At 45.3% G+C, this 24,372-nt stretch carries 21 protein-coding genes and 1 pseudogene; 11 read left to right on the top strand and 11 right to left on the bottom strand.

Going from position 1 to position 24,372, the window contains the following annotated elements:
• Positions 1-29: 29 nt before the first annotated feature.
• The 4 genes from rlmM to L2744_RS02145 all read right to left on the bottom strand — a co-directional run bounded on the left by rlmM (position 30) and on the right by L2744_RS02145 (position 3,324).
• Positions 30-1,115: a 23S rRNA (cytidine(2498)-2'-O)-methyltransferase RlmM gene (gene rlmM / locus L2744_RS02160; RefSeq protein WP_248990511.1), complete on the bottom strand. Its 1,086-nt coding sequence runs from the start codon at positions 1,113-1,115 to the stop codon at positions 30-32.
• 176 nt (positions 1,116-1,291) lie between these two features.
• Positions 1,292-1,684 carry a DUF423 domain-containing protein gene (locus L2744_RS02155; protein ID WP_248990510.1) on the bottom strand — a complete coding sequence of 131 codons (393 nt, stop codon included), beginning with the start codon at positions 1,682-1,684 and terminating at the stop codon, positions 1,292-1,294.
• 103 nt (positions 1,685-1,787) lie between these two features.
• The gene (locus tag L2744_RS02150) at positions 1,788-2,432 is read right to left on the bottom strand and encodes an alpha/beta family hydrolase (protein WP_248990509.1); all 645 of its coding nucleotides are present in this window, start codon (positions 2,430-2,432) and stop codon (positions 1,788-1,790) included.
• Positions 2,413-3,324, bottom strand: coding sequence for a transcriptional regulator GcvA (locus tag L2744_RS02145; protein WP_248990508.1), 912 nt, complete (start codon positions 3,322-3,324; stop codon positions 2,413-2,415). Before L2744_RS02145 ends, L2744_RS02150 begins: the two co-directional genes overlap by 20 nt.
• A gap of 177 nt (positions 3,325-3,501) precedes the next feature.
• On the opposite strand from L2744_RS02145, the gene L2744_RS02140 reads away from it, so the two are divergent.
• Positions 3,502-3,741 carry a hypothetical protein gene (locus L2744_RS02140; RefSeq protein WP_248990507.1) on the top strand — a complete coding sequence of 80 codons (240 nt, stop codon included), beginning with the start codon at positions 3,502-3,504 and terminating at the stop codon, positions 3,739-3,741.
• Between the two features lie 85 nt (positions 3,742-3,826).
• On the opposite strand, the gene thiI is transcribed toward L2744_RS02140, so the two are convergent.
• The 3 genes from thiI to pomA all read right to left on the bottom strand — a co-directional run bounded on the left by thiI (position 3,827) and on the right by pomA (position 7,191).
• Positions 3,827-5,281, bottom strand: a complete 1,455-nt coding sequence (gene thiI, locus L2744_RS02135) for a tRNA uracil 4-sulfurtransferase ThiI (RefSeq protein ID WP_248990506.1) — start codon at positions 5,279-5,281, stop codon at positions 3,827-3,829.
• 212 nt (positions 5,282-5,493) lie between these two features.
• Positions 5,494-6,420, bottom strand: coding sequence for a flagellar motor protein MotB (locus L2744_RS02130; RefSeq protein WP_248990505.1), 927 nt, complete (start codon positions 6,418-6,420; stop codon positions 5,494-5,496).
• A gap of 3 nt (positions 6,421-6,423) precedes the next feature.
• Positions 6,424-7,191 carry a flagellar motor protein PomA gene (pomA, locus tag L2744_RS02125; RefSeq protein ID WP_248990504.1) on the bottom strand — a complete coding sequence of 256 codons (768 nt, stop codon included), beginning with the start codon at positions 7,189-7,191 and terminating at the stop codon, positions 6,424-6,426.
• A 311-nt stretch (positions 7,192-7,502) separates the two neighbouring features.
• Here pomA and xseB point away from each other — a divergent pair, with 311 nt between their 5' ends.
• The 3 genes from xseB to dxs are packed head-to-tail and all read left to right on the top strand — an operon-like array spanning position 7,503 to position 10,516.
• Positions 7,503-7,742: an exodeoxyribonuclease VII small subunit gene (xseB, locus tag L2744_RS02120; RefSeq protein WP_248990503.1), complete on the top strand. Its 240-nt coding sequence runs from the start codon at positions 7,503-7,505 to the stop codon at positions 7,740-7,742.
• A gap of 2 nt (positions 7,743-7,744) precedes the next feature.
• Positions 7,745-8,626 carry a (2E,6E)-farnesyl diphosphate synthase gene (gene ispA, locus L2744_RS02115; RefSeq protein ID WP_248990502.1) on the top strand — a complete coding sequence of 294 codons (882 nt, stop codon included), beginning with the start codon at positions 7,745-7,747 and terminating at the stop codon, positions 8,624-8,626.
• A 21-nt stretch (positions 8,627-8,647) separates the two neighbouring features.
• Positions 8,648-10,516, top strand: coding sequence for a 1-deoxy-D-xylulose-5-phosphate synthase (gene dxs, locus L2744_RS02110; protein ID WP_248990501.1), 1,869 nt, complete (start codon positions 8,648-8,650; stop codon positions 10,514-10,516).
• 121 nt (positions 10,517-10,637) lie between these two features.
• On the opposite strand, the gene grpE is transcribed toward dxs, so the two are convergent.
• Positions 10,638-11,258 carry a nucleotide exchange factor GrpE gene (grpE, locus tag L2744_RS02105; RefSeq protein WP_248990500.1) on the bottom strand — a complete coding sequence of 207 codons (621 nt, stop codon included), beginning with the start codon at positions 11,256-11,258 and terminating at the stop codon, positions 10,638-10,640.
• Between the two features lie 99 nt (positions 11,259-11,357).
• Between grpE and nadK the strand changes: the two genes are divergently transcribed.
• The 7 genes from nadK to L2744_RS02070 all read left to right on the top strand — a co-directional run bounded on the left by nadK (position 11,358) and on the right by L2744_RS02070 (position 22,397).
• Entirely contained in the window at positions 11,358-12,236 is an 879-nt protein-coding gene (gene nadK / locus L2744_RS02100; protein ID WP_248990499.1) for an NAD(+) kinase, read from the top strand.
• Between the two features lie 847 nt (positions 12,237-13,083).
• Entirely contained in the window at positions 13,084-14,727 is a 1,644-nt protein-coding gene (locus tag L2744_RS02095) for an L-lactate permease (protein ID WP_248990498.1), read from the top strand.
• Positions 14,728-14,804: 77 nt separating this feature from the next.
• Positions 14,805-17,609 (top strand): FAD-binding and (Fe-S)-binding domain-containing protein, encoded by a 2,805-nt coding sequence (locus tag L2744_RS02090; protein WP_248990497.1) that lies wholly within the window; start codon positions 14,805-14,807, stop codon positions 17,607-17,609.
• A 312-nt stretch (positions 17,610-17,921) separates the two neighbouring features.
• The gene (locus L2744_RS02085) at positions 17,922-18,665 is read left to right on the top strand and encodes a (Fe-S)-binding protein (RefSeq protein ID WP_248990496.1); all 744 of its coding nucleotides are present in this window, start codon (positions 17,922-17,924) and stop codon (positions 18,663-18,665) included.
• 10 nt (positions 18,666-18,675) lie between these two features.
• The gene (locus L2744_RS02080) at positions 18,676-20,070 is read left to right on the top strand and encodes a lactate utilization protein B (RefSeq protein WP_248990495.1); all 1,395 of its coding nucleotides are present in this window, start codon (positions 18,676-18,678) and stop codon (positions 20,068-20,070) included.
• Position 20,071: 1 nt separating this feature from the next.
• Positions 20,072-20,641: a LutC/YkgG family protein gene (locus L2744_RS02075; RefSeq protein ID WP_248990494.1), complete on the top strand. Its 570-nt coding sequence runs from the start codon at positions 20,072-20,074 to the stop codon at positions 20,639-20,641.
• Between the two features lie 577 nt (positions 20,642-21,218).
• Entirely contained in the window at positions 21,219-22,397 is a 1,179-nt protein-coding gene (locus L2744_RS02070) for an AAA family ATPase (RefSeq protein ID WP_248990493.1), read from the top strand.
• 383 nt (positions 22,398-22,780) lie between these two features.
• Here the strand turns inward: L2744_RS02070 and L2744_RS02060 are convergent, their stop codons facing one another.
• The 3 genes and pseudogenes from L2744_RS02060 to L2744_RS02050 form a co-directional block, all read right to left on the bottom strand.
• A complete protein-coding gene (locus tag L2744_RS02060; RefSeq protein WP_248990492.1) occupies positions 22,781-23,230 on the bottom strand; it encodes a GNAT family N-acetyltransferase in 450 nt (149 codons plus the stop codon).
• 87 nt (positions 23,231-23,317) lie between these two features.
• Positions 23,318-23,860 carry a DinB family protein gene (locus tag L2744_RS02055; RefSeq protein WP_248990491.1) on the bottom strand — a complete coding sequence of 181 codons (543 nt, stop codon included), beginning with the start codon at positions 23,858-23,860 and terminating at the stop codon, positions 23,318-23,320.
• Positions 23,861-24,189: 329 nt separating this feature from the next.
• A pseudogene (locus tag L2744_RS02050) lies at positions 24,190-24,372 on the bottom strand (transposase); the annotation flags it as partial.

Here is a 24,372-nt window from a genome sequence, read left to right as displayed (position 1 = left end):
AAATAGCGGTGTTAGCTCACACTAGCGGATCAATTCCACGCAGTATTTGGACGCAGCCATAAATGCACTGTCACTTCATCACGGTCGTGATAAAGATGCTTACACTGTACTTTAAAATCAGTCACCCCATTCTCTTTTAAAATGGTCTGCATGGTTTCAAGGATCGCAGTGACTTCTTTGTAGCGACTCTTCATCGGTAATTTAAGGTTAAAAATCGCTTCCTTAAACCAACCGTTAATCGCCCAAGCTTCAATCAGCTCCGCTACGCGCGCTGGTTTTTCAACCATGTCACACACTAGCCAATAGATATTTTTACGCTGCGGCTCGAAACGGAAACCGTCTTCACGGTAATGTTTCACTTGGCCCGTTTCCATGAGTTTCTCATCCATAGGGCCATTATCAACCGCCGACACAAACATACCACGGCGAACCAGTTGGTAGGTCCAGCCACCCGGACAAGCGCCTAAATCCACCGCATTCATGCCACTGCGGATACGATCTTCCTGCTCTTCCTTCGGCACAAACTGCCCAAAGGCTTCATCGAGTTTTAGGCTAGAACGACTCGGTGCATCCGCCGCCATTTTAAGACGTGGGATCCCCATAAAATAGGGAGAACTGTTATTACTGTAGGAATAACCCACATAGGCACGACCCGGTCCCACAAAGCACACGTGGATAATCGGGCGTTTCGGGTTTTCCTGGGCGAGCAAGCTGCCCGATTTTTTCAAATGCTGACGTAAAGGCACTGTAAACTTACGGCAAAAAGCCGATAATTCTTTGGCTTCGTTAGTGTCAGGCGTTTCAACTCGCACTTCACCGGCTTTGTGGACGTCACTGAGTGCAGCCACGATCGGACTAATGCGATCATTTTCAGGTAAGTCGACAAGCAATTCACTTGATGCAAACATTTGGCGGGCAAAGATAAGTGAATCCAGTGGTAACTGTTTTGCTAAAATATCCGCAGCGTCGTCTTCAAAACATTGGTAAACAACATAAGCGTCGTTATTGTTAGCTTTAACAAAGCCACCGACATTAAGCTCACCAGCTCGCTGCTGAATTTCTGCTGCACATTCTTTTTCAAAGCCTGCGCGGCAAAATAAAAATAGGTTTTTCATGGAGATCCCTGAGAAATCCAAGCCAATTAACTGGCTGACTATCAATTTGGGCGCCAGTATAACAATTTAAGTCTGCAAATGCCCTATTTGCCGACGATACCAACTCGAATTGCGATTTGGAAAACAAAAAGGCTTAGGTGCTCCCTAAGCCTGTTAACTCACACTCATGATTGAGCTTAAGACTCGTTACCGTCGATAACTTTGTGACGCCATACCGCGGCTGCAAATAATAACCAGCCGAGTAAGAAACAACCACCACCCATCGGAGTAATAGGACCTAACCATTTAGTCCCAAACAATGCCAACCCATATAACGAGCCAGAAAACAGCATTATTCCTGCGACAAAGAGATATGCCGCCCAGTCCAGTAAACGCGAGGTTAACCATTGGCCCGAGAAGGCAACCATGATTAAGGCAAAGGTATGGTAGAAATGGTATTGCACACCTAAGTTAAATACTTCGATCAATTCAGGTGGAGCAACCGCCTTTAAACCATGGGCACCAAAAGCGCCCAGGGCAACCGCTAAAAATCCACTTACTGCAGCGAGTAGTAATAAACCTTTACGCATTTCATTCTCCTACTGGAATTGGCTTAACTTTTCATCAATACCTCAGTATTTGACATAAAACTTACTTCAGCATGAGTCTCAAAACTCAGTCACTAAAATAGAGTTAGCCAATAAAATCGGTTGATAAATCAATGGCAAATTTAAGATTAGCCGCTTCGGTGGTGCCTGACGACTTCCGAGGGACAAAACTATGATCCCCGTCGGTTAACCATGCTAATTCGATCTCTTCTTTCAACGGCCAAGTGGCGACCTGCTCTTTGCCACCAAACTTATCTCGATCGCCCTGCAACACCAACACTGGGACCCGACATTCGTTCAAAGGTTCCAATCTAGGCTCTCCCCCTTTGAGAGGAATAAAGGGATAGCCTAAACAAATCACCCTATCGATCCGCGCCGCCTGTTCAGGTTCGCAGGCTAATAACGCAGCCATACGCCCACCCATGGATTTCCCCATCAGCACCACACGTTCAACTTGAGGTTGTGAATGGGCAATATCGAGCATCTGTGTAAAACAAGCGAGCAATTTAGGCCCGCGGTCCGGTGGACGCCGTTTGCCATCTACGACATTAGCCTGCATATAGGGAAAGTTAAAGCGCATCACTTGAAAGCCCTTAGCAACTAACCCAGCCGACATGGCCTGCATAAAATCAGAATCCATGTTAGCTCCCGCACCATGGGCAAATAAAATCAAAGTAGCCGAAGGTTCACCCTCTAACACGTAAACCGGATTATCCGGGCAACAGCTCACTGCGTGACTCCTCGGCAAACATATCTAACATCCACTCGCGAAATGCCACCACTTTACCCAGCTCAGCATGATTTTGTTGGCAGACTAAGTAGTAAGCATCTTTACTCACCAGTACTTCTTGGAACGGACACACGAGGCGTCCTGCTTTGATATCTGGGCGGGCGAGCACGCTATAACCCAGCGCAACTCCCTGACCGTGTGCCGCCGCCTGCAATACCAAGGATGAATGACTAAAAATGGGTCCTTGGTTCACATTAATATCGGTAATCCCACATTGTCTAAACCATGCCTGCCAATCGTGGCGGCTCATATCGTGTAATAGCGTGTGATACTTCAAATCACTAGGCTGAGATAAGGGTTTAGGGCCATTGAGTAACAGGGGGGAGCACACCGGAATTAACACTTCATTCCTCAGCTTATCGGCACGCAGACCGGGCCAATTGCCGAGACCGTAATAAATAGCGACATCTACGTCGTCCGTTAAGGAGCTGGCCTCGCTATCGACAGCTTTAATACGTACATCAATCTCAGGATTTTTCTCACTGAACTTCGCGAGCCGTGGTACTAACCATTGGATGGCAAAACTTGGCGACATACTCACGGTTAAAGAACCAATCGCACTACGAGCGAGTAATCTATCGGTCGCATCAGCAAGTTGGATAAAGATATCTTTAATATCGAGGAAGTAACTCTGCCCTTCTTCAGTTAACAGCAAAGAGCGGTTCTTTCGGCGAAATAATTTTAATCCGAGAAAGTCCTCTAATGCCTTTATTTGATGGCTCACCGCAGCCTGAGTAACAAACAATTCTTCAGCGGCACGAGTAAAGCTCAAGTGCCGTGCGGCGGCTTCAAATGCTTTAACCGCATTAAGCGGTGGTAATCGTCTTGACATAGTGATCTCTATCTCAATTTTTAATTAGTTTTTCTAATCCGTATTGTTACATTTAATCGTTTGTAAAGGCCAGTGATTTTGGTTAAATTCTGCGCCAATGAAACACCTAAGTTGGACAATCTCGAAAACGATGATGGGAATGTCTGACAGCGTTACTTTGTCAGCCCGGAGGCGACTATGTTCAATTTAAAATCTGTGTTTGCGTTTGTGTTAGTTTCAACACTCAGTGCGCATGTGAGTGCCAATGTGCTTGTCGACGAAATCGTCATCGATACCGCAGATCTACAAGCAAGTATCAGTGCAGACTTGACTACAGCAATGGAAATAATGCACCAAGAAGCTTTAGAAGAAGCCACTCTACTCATTGCCGATGAGAAAGAAGCGACACCAGCACAACAAGTTGTTAAAGCAAAATAATTATTCCATTCCACTCGATTTATCTATCAATTGAGGGAACCAAGAGAAAAGCCGCATCAAAATGCGGCTTTTTTATGGACCTTATTTATGGGCGATACACTTTCACGTTAGTGTAGCCCTGTTCAATTAAATACAGCGCCTGCAGCTTACTCATTACGCCTCGCTCACAATACAACAAATAAGTCTTTTGCTTGTCGAGATCGGCAAACTGGGTCGCTAATTTGAAGAATGGGATGCGCTTTACCTCAATACCTTCAATATCAAGAGGTTTATGTTCCTCTTCTTCCGGTGCACGGATATCAATCACCACTTCATTGGTATCAATGGCGACAACAGTTTCAGTCTCGGTAATTCGAGTATTCATCTGCTCTGCAATCTCCCTAATATCAATAGTAACAGCCTGTGCAATAATTTGATCGATCAAATCCTCGGAGAACTTCTTCTCTTCCGCTTCAACCTTAGCTAATACAGCCTTGACGGTGGGTTTTTGTGAGATAACACCGCAGTACTCTGGCATAGATTTAGCAAAATCTTCGGTACCGATTTTGCGACTCTCGTTGATAATATCCTGTTTATCCATAGCGATTAATGGACGTAAGATCAACAGCTCAGTACAACGGTCGATGACGTTCAAGTTGGTTAAGGTTTGACTCGATACTTGGCCTAAACTTTCCCCCGTCACTAGGGCTTGAATGCCCAGACGTTCGGCAATTCTGGCCGCAGTACGCATCATCATCCGCTTAAGCACAACGCCCATTTGGCCGTTATCAATTCGTTCTAGGATTTCAGCAACCACAGGCTCAAAGGGGACTGATACAAATTTAACTTTATGAGATTCACCATAGGTTTTCCAAAGGTGATAAGCCACTTGTTTCACACCAATTTCGTGCTGTGCACCGCCTAAATTGAAGAAACAATAATGGGTGCGGGCACCCTTTTTGATGAACTGATAACTGGATACACCGGAGTCAAAACCGCCTGAAATTAATGACAACACATCTTCTTGCGTCGCCATAGGGAAACCACCTAAGCCTTCGATGCGCTTAGTTACCATGTAAAGTTTGTCGCGGTCAATTTCCAGATTAACGGTGACATCAGGATTCTTTAAACGCACCCCAATAGCATCGGTAAACTGATTTAAGCCACCACCAACATAACGCTCCACATCAATGGAGTTAAAGTCGTGATCGCCAGTACGCTTAACCCGTACACAGAAGGTTTTACCAGCAATTTGATCGCGGTAAACAGGTAAGGCTTGCTGATAAATATCATCCACGGACTCAAAGCTATACTCATCAACCTGTACTACGTGGGCGATGCCAGGAATACACGCAAGACGCTCACCAAAGGCCTGTGCCAATTCAGGCTTATTCTTTGGCACCATCACCATAATACGATCCCATTGACGCTGCACCTTTGCATCCTCGTCAACTTTTTTAAGCACATTACGGATATTAGTTTCGAGCATTTTGGTGAAGCGCATGCGCACAGGCTTGCTCTTCATCATGATTTCGGGATACAGCTTTACAATAAACTTCATGGGACTTCCGCGGACAATTTTGAAAACAGCAAAATTGGTTAAAAGAATAATCGGGCGATTATAACAAACCCACCGCGATTGGCGCACCTATTTCAATCAATCCAATCACACCTATATCGTCAAATGCTCGAACGGTGACAACCGAGATAAACCAAAATTCGTGCATAAAAAAAGCCGCGGAGTCAACGCGGCTTTTGCTCAATCGCCCTATTTTAAGGTGAATTTTTGAGTTGTATTTCTTCTGACTCTTTTGCCTTACCTTGTTCAATCGCAATTTCAACTCGGCGATTACGGGCACGATTTTCAGGTGAATCATTAGCCACTATCGGATTATTAGAGGCCATACCAACGACCTTCATTCGTTTAGGGTCAAAACCTTTCACTTGAACTAACTCGTGGGCCACGGCTACGGCACGTTTACTGGATAAATCCCAATTAGAGCTATAGAGCTCATCACTTATCTGCATGTCATCGGTGTAACCTGCAACAGTAATGATCCCCGGTACATCTTTTAAGAGCTCACCCACGGAGCGCACCACAGGTTTAAATCGAGGCTGGAGGAATCCTGAACCTGAAGCAAAAGAACCCTTTTCACGAATACGAATAATGATTTGCTGCCCCAGAGACTCAATCTCAATCGCACCATCGGTGATCTCTTTATTGAGCTCCTGCGCCATCTTCTTCACTTGCTGATTGATCTTATCTTGCGCCGCTGCAGCCTCGGCTTTAACGGCATCGGCAACTTCTTGTGCCGTCGCGCTGGCTTCACCGCCACGCTGAGAACCACTTTGCTGTTGAACGCCGCCAGCACTATCATCTTCGCCCGCTTGATAATCCAACACAGGTTCAGTCATTTCATTTGTTTGCTGGTTGATGATTTCAATCGGCGTAGGATCAGGCCGGCCTGGTCTAAATTCTAAGGCAATGACAGAAGTTCCCTTCGGGATATCTTTGACTTCAACCTTATTTTGCACACCAAAGGCATACTTCATTGATCCTGCTATCTGCTTAAACTTCAACACATCCATTTCGGAAAACGATAACAACAACACGAAGAAGCACATCAATAGGGACATCAAGTCAGCAAATGTTGCCAACCAGAGCGGAGAGCCTGGTGGTGGACACCTGTGCTTCGCCATGAGCTACTCTCCGTCCGTTGTATCGATTTTTCGCTGTTTTTCAGCGAGATAATTCTTTAAAAAACCTTCAATTACGCGGGGATTTTGACCATCTTGAATCGCCAATACCGCATCCATAATTAAGTTACGGTTGAGCATTTCTTCACCCATACGTAGGGTAAGTTTGTCGGCGATAGGAATAGCAGCCATGTTAGCCATCATAGCGCCGTATAAGGTGGTTAAAAGAGCGACCGCCATAGCGGGGCCAATCGATTTAGGATCCGACATATTGGAAAGCATTGCGACGAGACCAACCAAAGTACCAATCATCCCCATTGCAGGACCAACGTCACCAAAGGCTCTGAAAATGGCAATACCATTACGATGACGCTCTTCGGTTAAGGCTATATCCTTTTCAAGGGCTGCGCGCACCACCTCACCATCGTGACCGTCCACTAACATATCCACGGCTTTTTGCATAAAACTATTGGTAATTTGAGCCTCTTCCAGTGCGAGGAATCCCCCTTTGCGAGCGGCATCAGCCATAGTGACGGATTGCTCAATTAACTCTTCAGGTTTATCAATCTTAAACATAAAAGCTTTTACGGCAATTTTCACTGCACTGAAGAATTGTTTTAAATTGAACTTCATCATCACGACGAAGAAGGACCCACCAAATACAATAAAAATCGAAGGCACATCAATGAAAATCATCAGGCCGCCACTGGTAGCCATCGCCCAAAGGATAAAACCAAAGCCCCCAACAAGTCCTATTAATGTAGCTAAATCCACAACGGCTCCTCAATATTCGTTATAAACGACATCATACTGACTCTATTCGTAAAGTTATACTCGCGTTACCCCAAAGACATAACACTTTCATCATCACTTGAGCCTTATCGGTTATGTTATAACATGACCACAATACTCTTGGTCCTATTGTCAGTTATCGGACAAGCACTAAGCAAGTTTAGCGGCAATTTATATTTTCTGAAAAAAATTCAGCAACAAAGCGTGCTATTGAGCAAATATCCATCGTTGGAATTTGACCCTTGAGCCGCCCTGATATACCTTGTGTCCGCTAAACCAAAGGAAGCATAGACGTGGCGAAGAAACCCGAAAATCTCAGTTTTGAAGAATCTCTTGGTGAACTCGAACGAATAGTGTCCGAGTTAGAACAAGGTGACGTCTCTCTTGATGACGCGTTAAAACAATTTGAACGTGGCATTATTCTTGTTCGCAATAGCCAAGCTAAACTCGAACAAGCCCAACAAAAAGTGGCCATTTTACTGAAACAAGATGAAAATGCGCCCCTATCTCCCTATGCCGTTGAGGGTGAATAAGCGTGTTAGTCAGTACAATTCAAGAGTATCAACTGCGCGTTGATACCCAATTAAAACAGCGTTTTAATACGCTTGAAGAAACAGCTCCCCAATTAAAAGCTGCAATGCAATATGGCGCCTTACTCGGCGGTAAACGTATTCGTCCATTCCTTGTGTACAGTGTTGGACAAATGTTTGGTGTTACACTGGAAAAATTAGATGCCTGTGCAGCTGCCATTGAGTGTATTCATGCCTATTCTTTAATCCATGATGATTTGCCCGCCATGGACGATGACAATCTTCGTCGCGGTAAACCCACTGTGCATATTGCTTTTGATGAAGCAACCGCCATACTCGCAGGGGATGCACTGCAAACCTTAGCCTTTGAGATTGTGACAGAAGCCGTTCCGGGGATAAGCAGCGAGCAGCATATCGCTATGGTCAGGGCACTGGCAAAAGCCTCAGGCTACCGTGGCATGTGTGGCGGCCAAGCGATAGATTTAGCTTCAACTGACAAACATATTGATATAAAAGCGTTAACCCAATTGCATAATATGAAAACTGGCGCCCTTATTAGTTGCGCCGTTGAGTTAGCTCTTATCGCCGCTAAAGCACCACAAGATCAATATGCAAGTATGATGGAATTTGCCCATGCCGTAGGGCTTGCCTTCCAAGTACAAGACGATATTCTGGATATTATCGCCACAACTGAAGAACTGGGTAAACCACAAGGTTCGGACGCAGAATCAAATAAAAGCACTTTCCCACAACTGCTTGGACTACAGGGAGCGAAAGACACAGCAGCGCAACTAATCCAAGAGGCACTATCAGCGCTGGCTAAATTGCCATACAATAGCCAGTTAATTGCAGACTTCGCCCGCTACATCATTGAGCGAAGAATATAATAAGAGACGAAGTATCTCGCTATGAGTTTGGACATTTCTCAGTTTCCCGTGTTGGCACAGGCCAATACCCCCAATGAGCTCCGCCAGCTTCCTCAGGCCCTTTTACCGCAAGTGGCCGATGAATTAAGGGAGTTTCTTCTTAAGTCTGTTGGCATGTCCAGCGGACATTTCGCCTCTGGGCTTGGCACAGTAGAACTTACCGTAGCCTTGCACTATGTCTACAACACCCCATTCGATCGACTGATCTGGGATGTGGGACATCAGGCTTATCCCCATAAAATCCTGACTGGACGTCGGGATAAAATGCACACCATCAGGCAAAAGAATGGCTTACATCCTTTTCCTTGGCGTGAGGAAAGTGAATACGACACTTTCAGTGTTGGCCACTCTGGCACTTCAATAAGTGCAGCCCTCGCCATGGCCGTTGCCGCCGAAAAAGAACAGGCTGGCCGTAAAGTCGTGGCCGTGATCGGTGATGGCGCAATGACTGGCGGTATGGTGTTTGAAGCCATGAACCACGCAGGTGATCTGCACAATGACATGCTAGTTGTGCTTAATGACAACGAAATGTCGATCTCTGAAAATGTCGGTGCCTTAAATAATCATTTAGCGCAACTGATGTCAGGCCGTTTCTATACCACGCTGCGCGAAGGCGGCAAGAAAGTGCTCAAAGGTATGCCTGTTATCAAAGAAATGGCTAAGCGTACCGAAGAACACCTTAAAGGCATGGTTGTTCCAGGCACTTTATTTGAAGAGCTCGGTTTCAACTACATAGGCCCTATCGATGGCCATGATGTGGATGCTCTGGTCGAAACTATGCGCAACATGCGTAATCTCAAAGGCCCGCAGGTACTTCACATCATGACCAAGAAAGGTCGTGGTTACGAACCCGCCGAAAAAGATCCTATTGGCTGGCATGCCGTGCCTAAATTCGATCCAGCACAATTTAAAAAACCCACCACGAATCCTGGTTTACCTACGTTTTCAGAGGTTTTCGGTAAGTGGTTATGCGATATTGCCGAGCAAGACGAAAAAGTGTTAGGCATTACTCCTGCGATGCGTGAAGGCTCGGGGATGGTAGAGTTTTCCCAGCGCTTCCCTAAGCAGTATTTTGATGCGGCAATTGCTGAGCAGCATGCAGTAACCTTAGGTGCAGGCTTTGCCTGTGAGGGCTATAAGCCCGTTGTTGCGATTTATTCAACCTTCCTGCAACGCGCCTATGATCAACTTATTCACGATGTGGCATTGCAACAATTACCCGTATTGTTTGCCATTGATCGTGGTGGAATTGTCGGTGCAGATGGCCCTACTCACCAAGGGGCATTTGATTTAAGCTTTATGCGTTGTGTCCCTAATATGGTGATTATGGCGCCTTCGGACGAAAACGAATGTCGCCAAATGCTCTATACGGGCTATTGCTACAATGCAGGCCCAAGTGCAGTGCGTTATCCAAGGGGTAGTGCAACGGGTGCCACTCAAGTGGAAACCATGACAGCGCTACCAATAGGTAAAGGTGTGATAAAACGTGTAGGTAAGCGTATTGCCCTGTTAAACTTTGGTACAACCCTAGCATCAGCTTTAGCTGCGGCGGAGAGCTTAGATGCCACCGTTGCCGATATGCGCTTTGTAAAACCGCTCGATGTTGAGCTGGTAAAAGAAATGGCGCAAACCCACGATGTACTTGTGACAGTAGAAGAAAATGCCATTATGGGCGGCGCGGGTTCTGGGGTGCTTGAATTACTACAAAAACTCAAAATGCCAAAGCCGGTGCTGCAAATCGGCCTACCCGATGAGTTTATTAAGCACGGTTCACCTGAGGAAGTCATCCACGACTTGCAACTGGATCCTGAAGGTATTTTGGCTCAGATCAATGCTTATTTAGCACAATAGCCAGAACTGAACCCAATTGAGATAAGTGTTTCGCCCATAAAAAAGGACTGCTATTGCAGTCCTTTTTCGTTTTGTTGCTTCTGTAAGCCTTCCGAATAGAATTGCCTACTTCAATATCAACTTAAGCTTCGATATCAATCGTCGCACTTTCTTGGCTAGGGCCGCCCTGTGATACCATCACCATCGCTGGGCGCAGTAAACGGCTATTTAGCTCATAACCCTTTTGCATCACTAACATCACAGTATTTGCAGGGAAATCCGCACTGGGCTGCATACCAATGGCTTGATGTTGATCAGGGTTAAATGACTGACCTTGTGGATCAATTTGCTTCACACCAAATTTAGCCACTGCTGTAAGTAAGCTTTTTTGAGTTAACTCAACACCTTGATATATCGCCTTAGTCGCTTCATCTTCTGGGTTTGTCCCCATCAGAGCGCGCTCCATATTATCAAGCACTGGCAATAATTCATTGGCGAACTTTTCCAACGCAAATTTATTGGCTTTTTCCACATCCATGGCGGCACGACGACGAATGTTATCCACCTCTGCTGCGGCGCGAATGACTGAATCCTTCTGTTCTTCAACTTTCGCCAAAGCTTCAGTGAGTAACTGTTCCAGCTCTTCAATACGGAAATTGGCTTGGGTAAGCTCATCGACGAGACTCGCTTCTTCGGTAGAGATTTCAGACTCTACACCCTCTTGGATCAGATCCTGTTCTGCTTTAATCGATTCGTTGCTCATTTTCACTCCAGCTAAAAATGCTTTGTTTCTGAATACTCTGGGCATATTATGGGGATCAATTTTGACGTTTCAAGGCCTAAGGCCAGATCTAGCACAAATATGACCACAAAGTTTCATACCATTGGCCTTATTGGCAAACCGCATCACCTAGGGACAAATCAAACCTTAAAACGCCTACACCATTGGCTGACGATGCAAGGCTATGAAGTCTTAGCAGAAGAGCGTGTTTCCACCGAATTAGGCACCAGTATTGAAGCTGTCGATTTATTGGAAATTGGGGCTCGTTGTGACTTAGCCATAGTGGTCGGTGGCGATGGTAATATGTTGGGCGCTGCCCGGGTGTTAGCACGTTTTGATGTGGGTGTTATCGGTGTAAACCGTGGCAATTTAGGTTTTTTAACTGATTTACCGCCAGATGCCTTCGAAGAAGCGCTCGCTAAAGTACTCGACGGCCATTTCGAAACGGAGCACAGATTCTTACTCGAGGCCGAAGTTTATCGCCACGGAATGCTTAAGGCGAGTAATACAGCGGTGAACGAAGCGGTATTACATCCGGGTAAAATCGCTCATATGATTGAATTTGAAGTCTATATTGATAATCAATTCATGTACAGCCAGCGTGCCGATGGCATGATAGTATCAACGCCAACAGGCTCAACTGCCTACGCCCTCTCCGCTGGTGGTGCTATTCTCACCCCTAATTTACAGGCATTGATTTTAGTGCCTATGTTTCCCCATACCCTGTCCTGTAGACCAATTGTCGTTGATGCCTGTAGCACGATTAAGATGGTCGTTTCCCCTGAAAATGGTGAAAATCTTGAAGTGAGTTGTGATGGCCATGTGCATTTGGCCGTATTACCCGGTGATGAGATTATTGTACGTCGCAGCTCTGAACGTTTACGGCTTATTCATCCCAAAGGCCATAATTATTTCCACGTTTTGAGAACTAAATTAGGTTGGGGCAGCAAGTTATTTTAACGCTGCAAAAATAGCGACTAACCAGTTTGATAAAAGTTAAAACAGAATTTTTCCCATTTGTTGATTAATCTCAGCGCACTTTTTTAGTACTGTTCTCTGAATATTTTTATTTAACTTGCTAGATGCTCTTCATTTTTTAGCTTCACTATTTTAGTTATATAGAAACGGTACTATTTAATAATAGTGATTGTTCGCTCAAATTAAGTGAAATTAACTTTATTAACTGTTATTAACTTTCAAATTAAAACATAATTCATTAAGTGATATTCGTCACACAAAATTTACCCACTATTTAAAACGTGATCTTAATCACTAATTAAAACCCCCTCAAAAACCAGTAATAACTAACATTTACAATGAATTATAATTTCATGATGTAAACACAACAATCCGACCTCATCCGTGCATGCGACCTTAATCACATCTTAAAAATGTCTAAAAAATCCGTATAGTAGTCATTAATGAAATAAATGGATCAGTTAATTGCAATATTGACCGCCAAACTGAGTAATAATTCTATTTTTAATAACCAAACTCATCATTAAATTAAACATCTATAATCAAATTTGATATACACCCTATAAACTAAGTGATCAAGATCACAGATAGAATAATCCCATGAGAGAAGCTCCCCGCAGCCCTGTAAATTAGCATTTCATTTAACAGCCAAGATGATCTAGATCATATTAGTCAGGCTCTGAATAGCGTCTAGTACACACCACAGAATGTCGTGACCATGATAATTGACAGTCAGTACTGCTGATTTATCGGTCTGAGAGTCGACATGAAGGCAAAAGCAAGAACCCAATATAAATAATAAGTCAGACCACTTTATGAAGAGGCAAGCATGACAATACTTCAACTCCTCGCTAGCTTGACGCCAGTACTCAGTGTAATGCTCTTTTTGGTATTACTCAGAATGCCTGCATCTAAGGCTATGCCCATCTCCATGGTAGTCACAGCGCTCGCCGCCGTGTTTATTTGGCAGATGGATACGACATTACTGGCGGCATCGGTCCTCGAAGGACTGCTCTCCGCCATCACACCATTAACCATCATTTTTGGTGCCGTGTTCCTACTCAATACCCTGAAATACTCAGGTGCCATGGACACTATCCGCGCTGGTTTTACTAACATCAGTGCCGATGCCCGTGTGCAAGTCATCATCATCTGTTGGTTATTTGGTGCCTTTATTGAAGGTAGTGCTGGTTTTGGTACTCCCGCAGCAATTGGCGCACCACTGCTAGTATTGCTTGGCGTACCACCCATTGCCGCAGCGGTCGTTGCTTTGATTGCCGACTCGGCCTGCGTATCCTTCGGTGCTATTGGTCTACCAGTACTCTTTGGGATGGAACAGGGTCTGATCCAAGGTGGCGTAAGCATGGCTGCGGAGCAGTTTGCTGCCCATGGCGGTACCTATGCCGGTTACGCTCGATATATCGTAATGCATATGATCACTATCGACTTAATCACTGGTTCATTAATTCCTCTAGTAATGGTGACCATGCTAACGGGATTCTTTGGTCGCAATAAATCCTTTAAGGAAGGCTTAGCAATTTGGAAATTTGCGATTTTCGCAGGTCTTGCCTTTACAGTTCCTGCTTGGATCATCAACTACCTTGCAGGCCCTGAATTCCCAGCAGTTATCGGTGCATTAATCGGTATGGCCTTAGTGATCCCCGTTGCGCGTAAAGGCTACTTACTGCCTAAAACGCCTTGGAATGATTTCGCAGAGAATGACAGCCAAGAAGGTGTGAAGATAGAAGCGAAAGCCAAGTTTTCACAAATTGCCGCTTGGACTCCTTATATCATCATGGCTGCGCTGTTGGTGTTATCCCGTACAGTTATGCCGCTTAAAGCATGGTTATCAAGCTTTAACATTAGCTGGACAGGCCTAATGGGCACTGAACTTAAGGCCAGCTTCGCGACGCTATATGCACCAGGTGCCTTCTTTGTTGCCGTGTGTATTCTAGGTTTCTTCCTGTTCAAAATGAAAAGCCCTGCGATTCAGCAAACAGTCGGTGTTTCATGCAAGTCCATGTTACCAACCATTATTTCATTAGGTGCATCAGTGCCTATGGTGAAGATCTTCTTAAACTCAGGTGCTAATGGTGCTGGTCTTGCCTCAATGCCTGTCGCTTTAGCTGATATGTTGGCAGGTTCCATGGGTGCTGTGTGGGCGTGGATGGCGCCTATCGTGGGGATTTTTGGTGCCTTCTTATCGGGTTCAGCCACTTTCTCGAACATGATGTTCTCCAGTCTACAATACAGTGTGGCCGACAATGTTGGCATGAACCACACACTGGTATTGGCACTACAAGGTATCGGTGCAAACGCCGGTAACATGATGTGCGTAATGAACGTGGTAGCCGCAGCAACCGTAGTAGGTATGGCAGGTAGAGAATCAGAAATTATACGTAAAACAATGCCTGTTGCCATTGGTTATGCCTTACTGGCGGGCACAATAGCTACCCTGTGGGGTGGATTCTAAGCCGTTTTATTTAATTGAATGCCCGAAGTCACTCTCAGTGACTTCGGCTTTAATCTATTAATAAAGAGAGTGATGCTATGTCGATTAACTATAAACTGGTCATCGATGATCTAAGAACGCAATTAGGTGATCATCCCGTGACGGATGATCCCGTCCGCCGTTTTGCCTGGTCTACCGATGCAAGCTACTTCAGGATCGTTCCTGAAGTCGTTGTCCATGCAGAAACCCTAGAACAGGTAAAACTCACATTAGCCGTTGCCCGTAAGCATAATGCACCTGTTACATTTAGGGCTGCAGGTACCAGTTTATCTGGCCAAGCTATAGGTGAAGGTATTCTATTGATCCTTGGCCATGATGGCTTTAGAAAAATTGAAGTCAGTAGCGATGCCAAACAGATCACCTTAGGTGCTGCTGTCATTGGTTCCGACGCCAACGCCGTACTCGCGCCGCTTAACCGCAAAATTGGTCCCGATCCCGCCACCATCGGCTCCGCCAAAATTGGTGGTATTGTGGCGAACAATGCTTCGGGAATGTGCTGTGGTACTGCGCAAAACAGTTACCAAACTATCGCTTCTGCGAAACTCCTGTTTGCAGATGGCACTGAACTCGATACTGGCAGTGCAAAATCAAAAGCAGAATTTGTAAAATCCCACGGAAAAATACTGGAAGCGCTGACAGAGCTGTCGCACATGACTCGCCATAACACAGTGTTGGCGGACCGAATCCGTAAAAAGTATTCCATTAAAAATACCACCGGCTACGGTATCAATTCGTTACTCGATTTTACCGACCCATTTGACATCATTAACCACCTGATGGTGGGGATGGAAGGCACCTTAGCCTTTATTGACGAAGTCACTTACCACACAGTTAATGAAGCTAAATTTAAAGCTTCGGCCATGGCCGTATTCCACAATATGGAAGATGCAGCACGAGCTATCCCACTGATAAACGGTGAAAGTGTTTCTGCGGCAGAACTTCTCGATTGGCCATCAATTAAAGCGGTAACGGGCAAGCCTGGCATGCCAGATTGGTTATCTGAACTACCTGCCCTATCAGCCATTCTACTCATTGAATCCCGCGCTGATGATGCCCAAACTTTAGAAAATTACACCCTAGATGTTACCGCTAAACTTGCAGGCTTTGACTTTATTCGCCCAATGGAATTTAGTACTAATCCTGCTGTTTATGACAAATATTGGGCAATGCGCAAAGGGTTATTCCCCATTGTGGGTGGTGAACGTCCAAAGGGAACCTCCGTTATCATCGAAGACGTGGCCTTTGAACTAGAGCACCTTGCGGCGGCGGCACACGATATCACTGAGCTTTTCCATAAACATGGTTACCCAGAAGGCTGTATTTATGGCCATGCTCTGGCGGGTAACTTCCACTTTATCATTACCCCCACCTTCTCGACTCAGGCCGATATCGATCGTTTCCATGCATTTATGGATGATATTGCCGACATGGTGATTAACAAGTACGACGGTTCAATGAAAGCCGAGCATGGCACTGGCCGCGCTGTCGCACCGTTCGTCGAAAAAGAATGGGGACAAGATGCCTACACTTTGATGAAGAGCATCAAACAAATATTTGATCCACAAGGTATTCTAAACCCAGGCGTGATCCTTAACGAGGATAGTAATGTCCACGTTAAAAACATCAAACCATGCCCTGTGGTCGATGATTTTGTCGATAAATGTATCGAATGTGGTTTCTGTGAAAAAACCTGCCCAACATCGGCCCTTAACTTCTCACCACGTCAGCGTATTGCAACCCTGCGTGAAATTGAGCGTTTAGAGCAGTCCGGTGATAAAGCTGCTGCAGCCGAAATGCGCGCCGCCGCGAAGTATGATGTGATTGATACCTGTGCGGCCTGTCAACTTTGTACTATTGCCTGTCCTGTAGACAACAGTATGGGTCAACTAGTGCGTAAATTACGTACGCCTTATATCACCACCACAGAGCAAAAAGTATTAGATTTCCAAGCTAAACACTTTGGTGCAGTTAACCAAGTGATCAGCACAGGTTTTGACATGCTAGGTGTGATCCACAAGATCACCGGCGATGGCATCACCAACGCTTTGATGAAAACCGGTCGTTTAATTTCAAAAGAAGTGCCTTACTGGAATCCTGATTTCCCCAAAGGTGGCAAACTGCCAAAACCTTCTCCAGCTAAAGCCGGCCAAGAAACAGTGGTTTATTTCCCTGCTTGTGGTGGTAGAACCTTTGGTCCTACTCCAAAAGATCCCGATAACCGTACTCTGCCAGAAGTGGTTGTCACTCTGCTAGAACGCGCAGGTTACAATGTGATCACCCCAGAAAAGACTCGTGACTTATGTTGTGGGCAAATGTGGGAATCTAAGGGTGACTTTAAAAATGCCGATGCCAAACGTCAGGAACTTATTGATGCGGTCAGCAAGATGACCAATGGCGGCAAACTGCCTGTGCTCGTCGATGCATTAAGTTGTACTTACAGAACCTTAACAGGTAATCCTAAAGTGCAAATTATCGACCTCGTCGAGTTCATGCATGACAACCTGCTCGACAAGCTCAACATCAGCAAAAAAGTCAATGTTGCATTGCACTTAGGCTGTAGCGCTCGCAAGATGAAACTTGAACCTAAGATGCAAGCTATTGCCAATGCCTGTTCGGCTCAAGTGTTAAAACCTGCGGGAATTGAATGCTGCGGTTACGCGGGTGAAAAAGGGTTATATAAACCTGAAATCAATGCGAGTGCACTGCGTAATATCAAAAAGCTTATTCCAGTTGATATAAAAGAAGGCTATTACGCCAACCGTATGTGTGAGGTTGGTTTGACTCAGCACAGTGGCATTTCTTACCGCCATTTAGCCTATCTGCTCGAAGAGTGTAGCCGATAAATAGCGAGTCAGTTAGTCAGAAACGGGGCGATTTTTAGCCCCGTTTATTTACATAATTAAGCTATTCTCATTTATCATTAAACTGGTTGTTTTTTACTAAAAACATTGCCAGCAAAACCCCATTTAAAACAATAAAAATCAACTAGATACAACATTTTCATTTTTGAGAAAATCAACTAGATCATTTTCTAAATTAGGACTACTCATTCTGCCAATATAGGCCTATATTTAATCAACTACCTTAGCATTTGTATGGACTTTGGGGTCGCAGTGCAAGGCAATGTCGTTCACTAACAAGAAAGAGAAAACACAATGAAAATCGCACTTTTCATCCCGTGTCTGGTCAATCAAATGATGCCTGATGTAGCGATTGCTACTTTGGAATTATTAGAAAAACTCGGACACCAAGTGATTCTACCCGCGGGTCAAACTTGCTGTGGTCAACCAATGACAAACTCGGGTTGCTTCGACGAAGCACGCAGTACCACCCTTAAACTACTCAATGCCTTTAAGGGCGTAGAATGCGACGCTATTGTTTGTCCCGCAGCCTCTTGTTTAGTGGCCGCCAAAGAAAACTTCCACGAATTTGATAAAAGCCCTGAAGCAAAAGCCGTCATCGATAAACTCTATGAACTCACCGAGTTTTTACACGATATTGCGCCGATCCCCGCCTTTACCAAGCGCTTCGCACACAAAATCAGCCTACAACTTAGCTGCCATGGCATCCGGATGTTGAGCCTTGCTACCCCGAGTGAGGAAATGGGTCCAAGATTCAATAAGGTCGAAGCCGTATTAGCCAATATCCCAGGCATAGACATTGTTTATCCTGATCGTCGCGATGAATGCTGTGGCTTTGGTGGTACTTTCGCCGTTGATGAAGGTGCAGTATCGGCTAAGATGGGTAAAGATAAAGCTCAAGCCCATGCCGCAACGGGTGCTGAGTATGTGGTGGGTTTCGATCCCTCATGCCTATTGCACTTAGATGGCATGATCCGCAGACAGCAATTGCCGATTGAAATTCGTCATATTGCGCAAGTGCTTAACGCCGCGCTCTAGGAGACTCACCATGGCTTACAATCATAATCACGGGGCTCATGGCTCCCAAGTGCATGCCCACAAAGCAGATATATTTTGTCGCGATGAAGCTCGTGTCGACTGGCATTCTAAAGCCCTGTGGATGCTCAGAGAAAAACGCGACCGCGCCGCGGGTAGCATCCCAGAATGGGAACAACTGCGTCAGCTTGGCTCAGAAATTAAGCTGCACACCTTAACCCATCTTGCCCAATACCTTGAAACTTTTGAACAAAACTGTATCGCCAACGGTATAAAAGTACACTGGGCCAGAGATGGTGCCGAGCACAATCGCATCGTCCATGACATTCTATCCCGCCATAAAGTCAAAAAATTGGTCAAGTCTAAGTCTATGCTGACCGAGGAATGTCACCTTAATCCCTACCTCGAAAAACAGGGTATTGAGGTCATAGACACCGATTTAGGTGAGCGCATTATTCAGCTAGCCAAAATGCCACCATCACATATTGTGGTGCCCGCTATCCATATGAAAAAAGAAGAAGTCGGCGACCTCTTCCATGAGAAACTCAGCACTAAAGCGGGGGGATCCGATCCCTTGTATTTAACCCGCGCCGCCCGTGCCCACCTGCGTGAACAATTCCTTAGCGCCGATGCCGCGATGACAGGCGTGAACATGGCGATTGCCGATAGTGGTACTGTGGTCGTCTGCACTAACGAAGGTAACGCCGATATGGGTGCCAACCTGCCTAAGTTGCAGTTACACTCAATGGGCATCGACAAGCTTGTGCCCGATGTAGACAGTGCCGCCGTTTTACTGCGAACACTGGCGCGCAATGCCACCGGCCAACCTGTCACCACCTACAGCGCCTTTTACCGTGGCCCACAACCCGAAGGTGAGATGCACATTATTATCGTCGACAATGGCCGCACTGAGATGCTCAAGGATAAAATCCTCGCAGAATCATTGAAGTGTATTCGTTGTGGTGGCTGTCTCAATACCTGCCCTGTGTATCGTCGTTCAGGCGGTTATAGCTACAACTACACTATCCCAGGCCCTATCGGCATCGCCGTCGGCGCTAAATTGGATGACACTAACTCAATTGCTTGGGCCTGTACCCTCTGCGGCAGCTGTACTTATATCTGCCCGACCAAAGTACCGCTCGATAAGATTATTTTCCACCACAGACGCCTTAAGGCCGAAGCCGGAAAATTACCTTATGGCAAAAACAGTTATATGCCATTAGTGGGTAAATTTATGGCAAGTGAAACCATGCTGAATTGCTCGATGAGCATGGCAAGAACGGCACTGCGCATTCTACCTGGTAGCCTACTCAAGCCATTTAGCGGCGCATGGGGTAAATACCGTGAACTCCCAGTCGCCCCCAATTCCAGCTTCGAAGCTTGGTTTAAGAAACACAGGAGCCTATAAGATGTCTAGTAAACTTGAAATTCTCAATGCGCTCAAACTGTCGGCCCTAATGAATCACCCAATGCCGAGCATAGAAGTGGCGCCAAGGCTCGAAAACCTCGTCGGCCAGTTTGAGACTAACCTCAATACTGTAGCGGGCACACTACATAAAGAAGGTGGCATCAAAGCCCTGCAAGCCAAAGTGGATGAACTTCTCGCCCAAGGTTTGCAGGTCATCTCCCTTGTAGAGGGTGTCACGGCAAACCGTGAAATGCCACCCACAGCCCACGAGCTCAAAAATATAGATTATGCAATTATCCCAGGCGAAATTGGCGTTGCCGAAAACGGTGCCATTTGGGTTAACAATAAGAATCTAGGCCACAGAGTGACACCTTTTATCTGTGAAAACCTTATCTTAGCCCTGCCAACGAATAAGATTGTGCCGACCCTACATCAGGCAGCTAAAGAAATCACGTTAGCCTCAGGTGAGTTTGGGGTGTTTATCGCGGGTCCATCAAAAACCGCCGATATCGAACAAGCTCTCGTCGTCGGCGCCCACGGTGCCTGCAGCTTGAACGTGTATTTGCTCTAGAACCACGAATGAAAGTCATGATGTAAAGTAACCTAGAAAACGCAAAGGTTACGGGACAATCGAAACACAAAAGCCGCCTTCATCGGCGGCTTTCTTATTTAAACTTTAGCATAACGATATTTAAGAGATTTGATTTGTACGGGTTATGTTATCTACAGATACAGACTTGTTATGGCATTCGCTCACCGACTCGGTGAATAGAAATCGAGGGTTTCTAAGCTTATGAACGAGAGCCATATATGGCGAACTGGCAGTTAAATACGAATGTTGTTCAAGTCAGTCTGTGGATGCAGGGTCGCCCCGTCCTGCTCTTTGATGAGCGGCGCCATCCCTGATATTTACCTACGCACTTTAGTGAACGCTTAAATTTTTTTATGTTAAAAGCCTGATTTCCTAGAATATCGCTGCAGCCTAAGGCAATAGTTAATGATAAATAGGGGACTCGTCAGGCTGCTTTATCAAGTCGCTTTAACCACGTGCGATAGCGCACATACTGAGGATGCTTTGGTAGTATCCTCGACTCGGTTGATAGTATTCTCGAATATGTCCATGAGGCATTTATAGTAAAGGTGAGTAAATGAACGAGGTATTACTACAAATAAAGGCGCTCACCAATGGTGATCCTTTGTTGACGGCTGTCATTGTTGGAGTATTAACATTTACGTTAATTGGACTCGTAGGCTACATGCTAAAAGATGTCCCCGCGAAGCTGTTAAGTTGGCTCAGTAGCCTGCTGTTTGTGCGGCTCACTATAGACGATAGCCATCAGGCGCGCACAGAGGTATTCAATAAACTGTCCTTTTTTATCAGTAATACTACCATTCCGTTTTTTTCACGCTCTATCTCTGAGGCTGTGTACTATGACTATAGTGTGAGTTACGACGGGCGTGTCAGTGTTAAGTCTATCGGCTACGGTATGCACCTGTTTAAATACGCTGGTTGTTTCATGTTGGCTACCCGATCTAAGGTCGATAGTACGATGGCATACGATACTATTACTGTAAGTGCACCATGGTGGGCAAAAGATAAACTATATAGTTTTTTAGAAGATACTCGTGGAGACATCTCTACTGAGCCGAAAGTTAATATTTTCGAAGAAACCGAATGGTGTCGCTACGGCACATTGAAATCATCTGGTTTTAGTGAATTAGTGCTAGATGAAGGGTTTAAGCAGGAGTTGATGAGGGAAGTTGATAACTTCGCAAGTAGGGGAAAATCGGTTGTAAGTAAGCTAACCATACTGTTACATGGAAAAACGGGTACAGGTAAGACTGGTATAGCGAGAGCCTTAGCTGTTGAGTATCATCGCGATCTATACATATTGAATCTATCGACTGTAAATGATGCCACTATTCATAAGGCTATTAGAAAGGTACCGCCCGGAGCTATGTTGTTAATAGAGGACTGTGACTGTGTCAAGGCTACGGTATCACGTACTGCTGAAAGCAATGTAGATAACCCACCACTCACTTTAGGTGGCGTTCTAAACGCGTTAGACGGAATCATTCCTCTTGATGACTGCCTTGTAATAATGACCACAAATCATCTTGATAATCTTGACCCAGCGTTGATACGTAAAGGTCGTGTAGATGTCAATATTGAAGTACCACTTATCAGTGCAAAACAAGTTAATGAAGACTACTTTGAGCGTTTTGGCGCAGTTCTTAATAGAACTGAGCCATTGTTAGGTTGTGAAGTCTATGAACTCCATCGCAGAGCGAACTTAAGATATGGTGTGTGTTGTAAGCCAGTGTAACTATCTTCCTCCGAAATAGACTCATTCAACGGTCAACTCTATTTGGTCACCGCTTTAACCGAGTACTTATTAGGGTCTGAGTAAACTTTCCTCAGACCCTTTAACAGTTAATTACACCACTGTCTTTCACTGGGGATGCCATCATTGTTGTCGTCCATTTTGGTGCCTGAGGCAATTGCGGTTGTAGAACTTGACTTCATCACAAGATCGCGTACGGCTGCAATGGTTCTTGCCTGCTTGAGGTGCTCACGTATGCTTTGCTGACATAAGAGTAAATCCGGGAGTAAATCCGGCCACCAGAGTAAATCCGGCCACCCAAGTTAAAACCGAGAAAGATGTGACTGTCCTGTTTTTTGTTCGCGGCCTATCCTTATTTGTTATTGTTATGTGACTAGCGCCTTTGATAGGCAAATTGACCGTTTTACACCAACGTATTTCCCATATGCACCCGACTCTGAATAAGAGTTACGTTGATAGAAGTTCACCGCTTTTAAGTTAACTCTACGTGTAGATAGAACGGCTTTTTTATAACCTTTTTCAACCGCATAACATTCGAGTTGTTCGAGCAAATAAGACCCAGCACCAGGTTTGTTTGAGTACATTCGCTTTAGTTCACAGACTTCACTTTGTTGGTACCTAAATACCCCACACGCTACAGCGATTTTGTTTAGATACACCACGATGCAACCATCTTTCGATGAATCAAAAGCATCAGATGAAAACGAGCTTTCGCCAGAATCATTAGTGATCTGGCTAAGTGATGAGTTCAATTCAGCAACAAGTGACTGAAAATCACTGTTGCTTGGTTCTACTTTCTTGTGTTCGAATTTCATATCTGTCACATAACGCCCGCGTCATAGGCGCGGCTACGGAATGTAGGCGAAACCGCAATGGAGTAGCCGTCTCCGTGACTGGGCTGGTTATACATGAGCTTCCTCCGGAATCTGAGCCAATAGGTCAGTAACTCCAAGATCCACACCCGCCTGCGTTAGCAACGTAGAAATTTGCCCTCGATGGTGAGTCTGATGGTTAAAGAAATGAAGAACCAGACTCGAATATCGTTTGTTGGCAGCAACCCATTTGGTGTTGTTGTAGCTGAGCACAAAATTCAGATCACTTTCGGATAACCCGGCTATCCAGTCGATAATCTTGCTATCCAACCAGATCCGGCGCTCAAATAGGCTACGCAGATCGTCAATAACGATCTGATCTAGGCTCGTCGGATTTTGAAGCTCAGTGACTTCTCGCAACGAGTTCAAGCAAGACGGATGGGTAGCAAAACGTTTGAGCCAGATGGTATCGCCAACAAGGATGTGATTCAAGGTTCCGAGGATCGAACCAAAAAAGGCCCCACGGTCTTTCGCCAAATCTGTTTCAGAGAGATGTCCTGCGGCCTCATAAATCTTCGAGTTCATCCACTGATTGTAGGTGGCTAGCAATTCAAAGTGACTTTTCAGGCTCATCGGAGCTCCCTCTCATGTATAGACGTTTGGTTAAGGGACGGCTTTAGCCCGTCCCAGTGTGAATAAATCTAGCCACCCAAGTTGAATAAATCTAGCCACCCTGAATAAATCTAGCCACCCAAGTTAAAACAACATAATGCACTCGAAGTTTAGATTCAAGCAACGACAAGTCACTAAGTCGCGGAAAAACCGACAAGGCAGGGTTCAAATGGATAATTATGAGCTAAATAGTGCTATTTAACTGAAAAATGGTTATTTTTAGCAAGAGTCACCCAACCCATTGTCTGGTTGGCTGTGTAGAAAGGGAAAGCCGATGAATAAGCTTGAAGTCAGCCTGCTTTGAGGTGCTGGCAGCAAGACGCAAAGTGCCGTCGTCGCTTCTCTAAATGCTCACAGTAATGGGTAAGTTCTTGCAATGTTCCCACAGGGCCATGAAACAACTTGCCAAACTCTGTGGTGAGCTTGAGCCAGTTGTCTTGCTGGATATTCAACCTTGTCAGTAGCTTGGCGCT

Origin of the sequence: Shewanella profunda (assembly GCF_023283765.1) — a bacterium.
Taxonomy (GTDB): domain Bacteria; phylum Pseudomonadota; class Gammaproteobacteria; order Enterobacterales; family Shewanellaceae; genus Shewanella; species Shewanella profunda.
The sequence above is the reverse complement of the archived record's forward strand: the minus strand, read 5'-3'. Positions and strand labels throughout refer to the sequence as shown.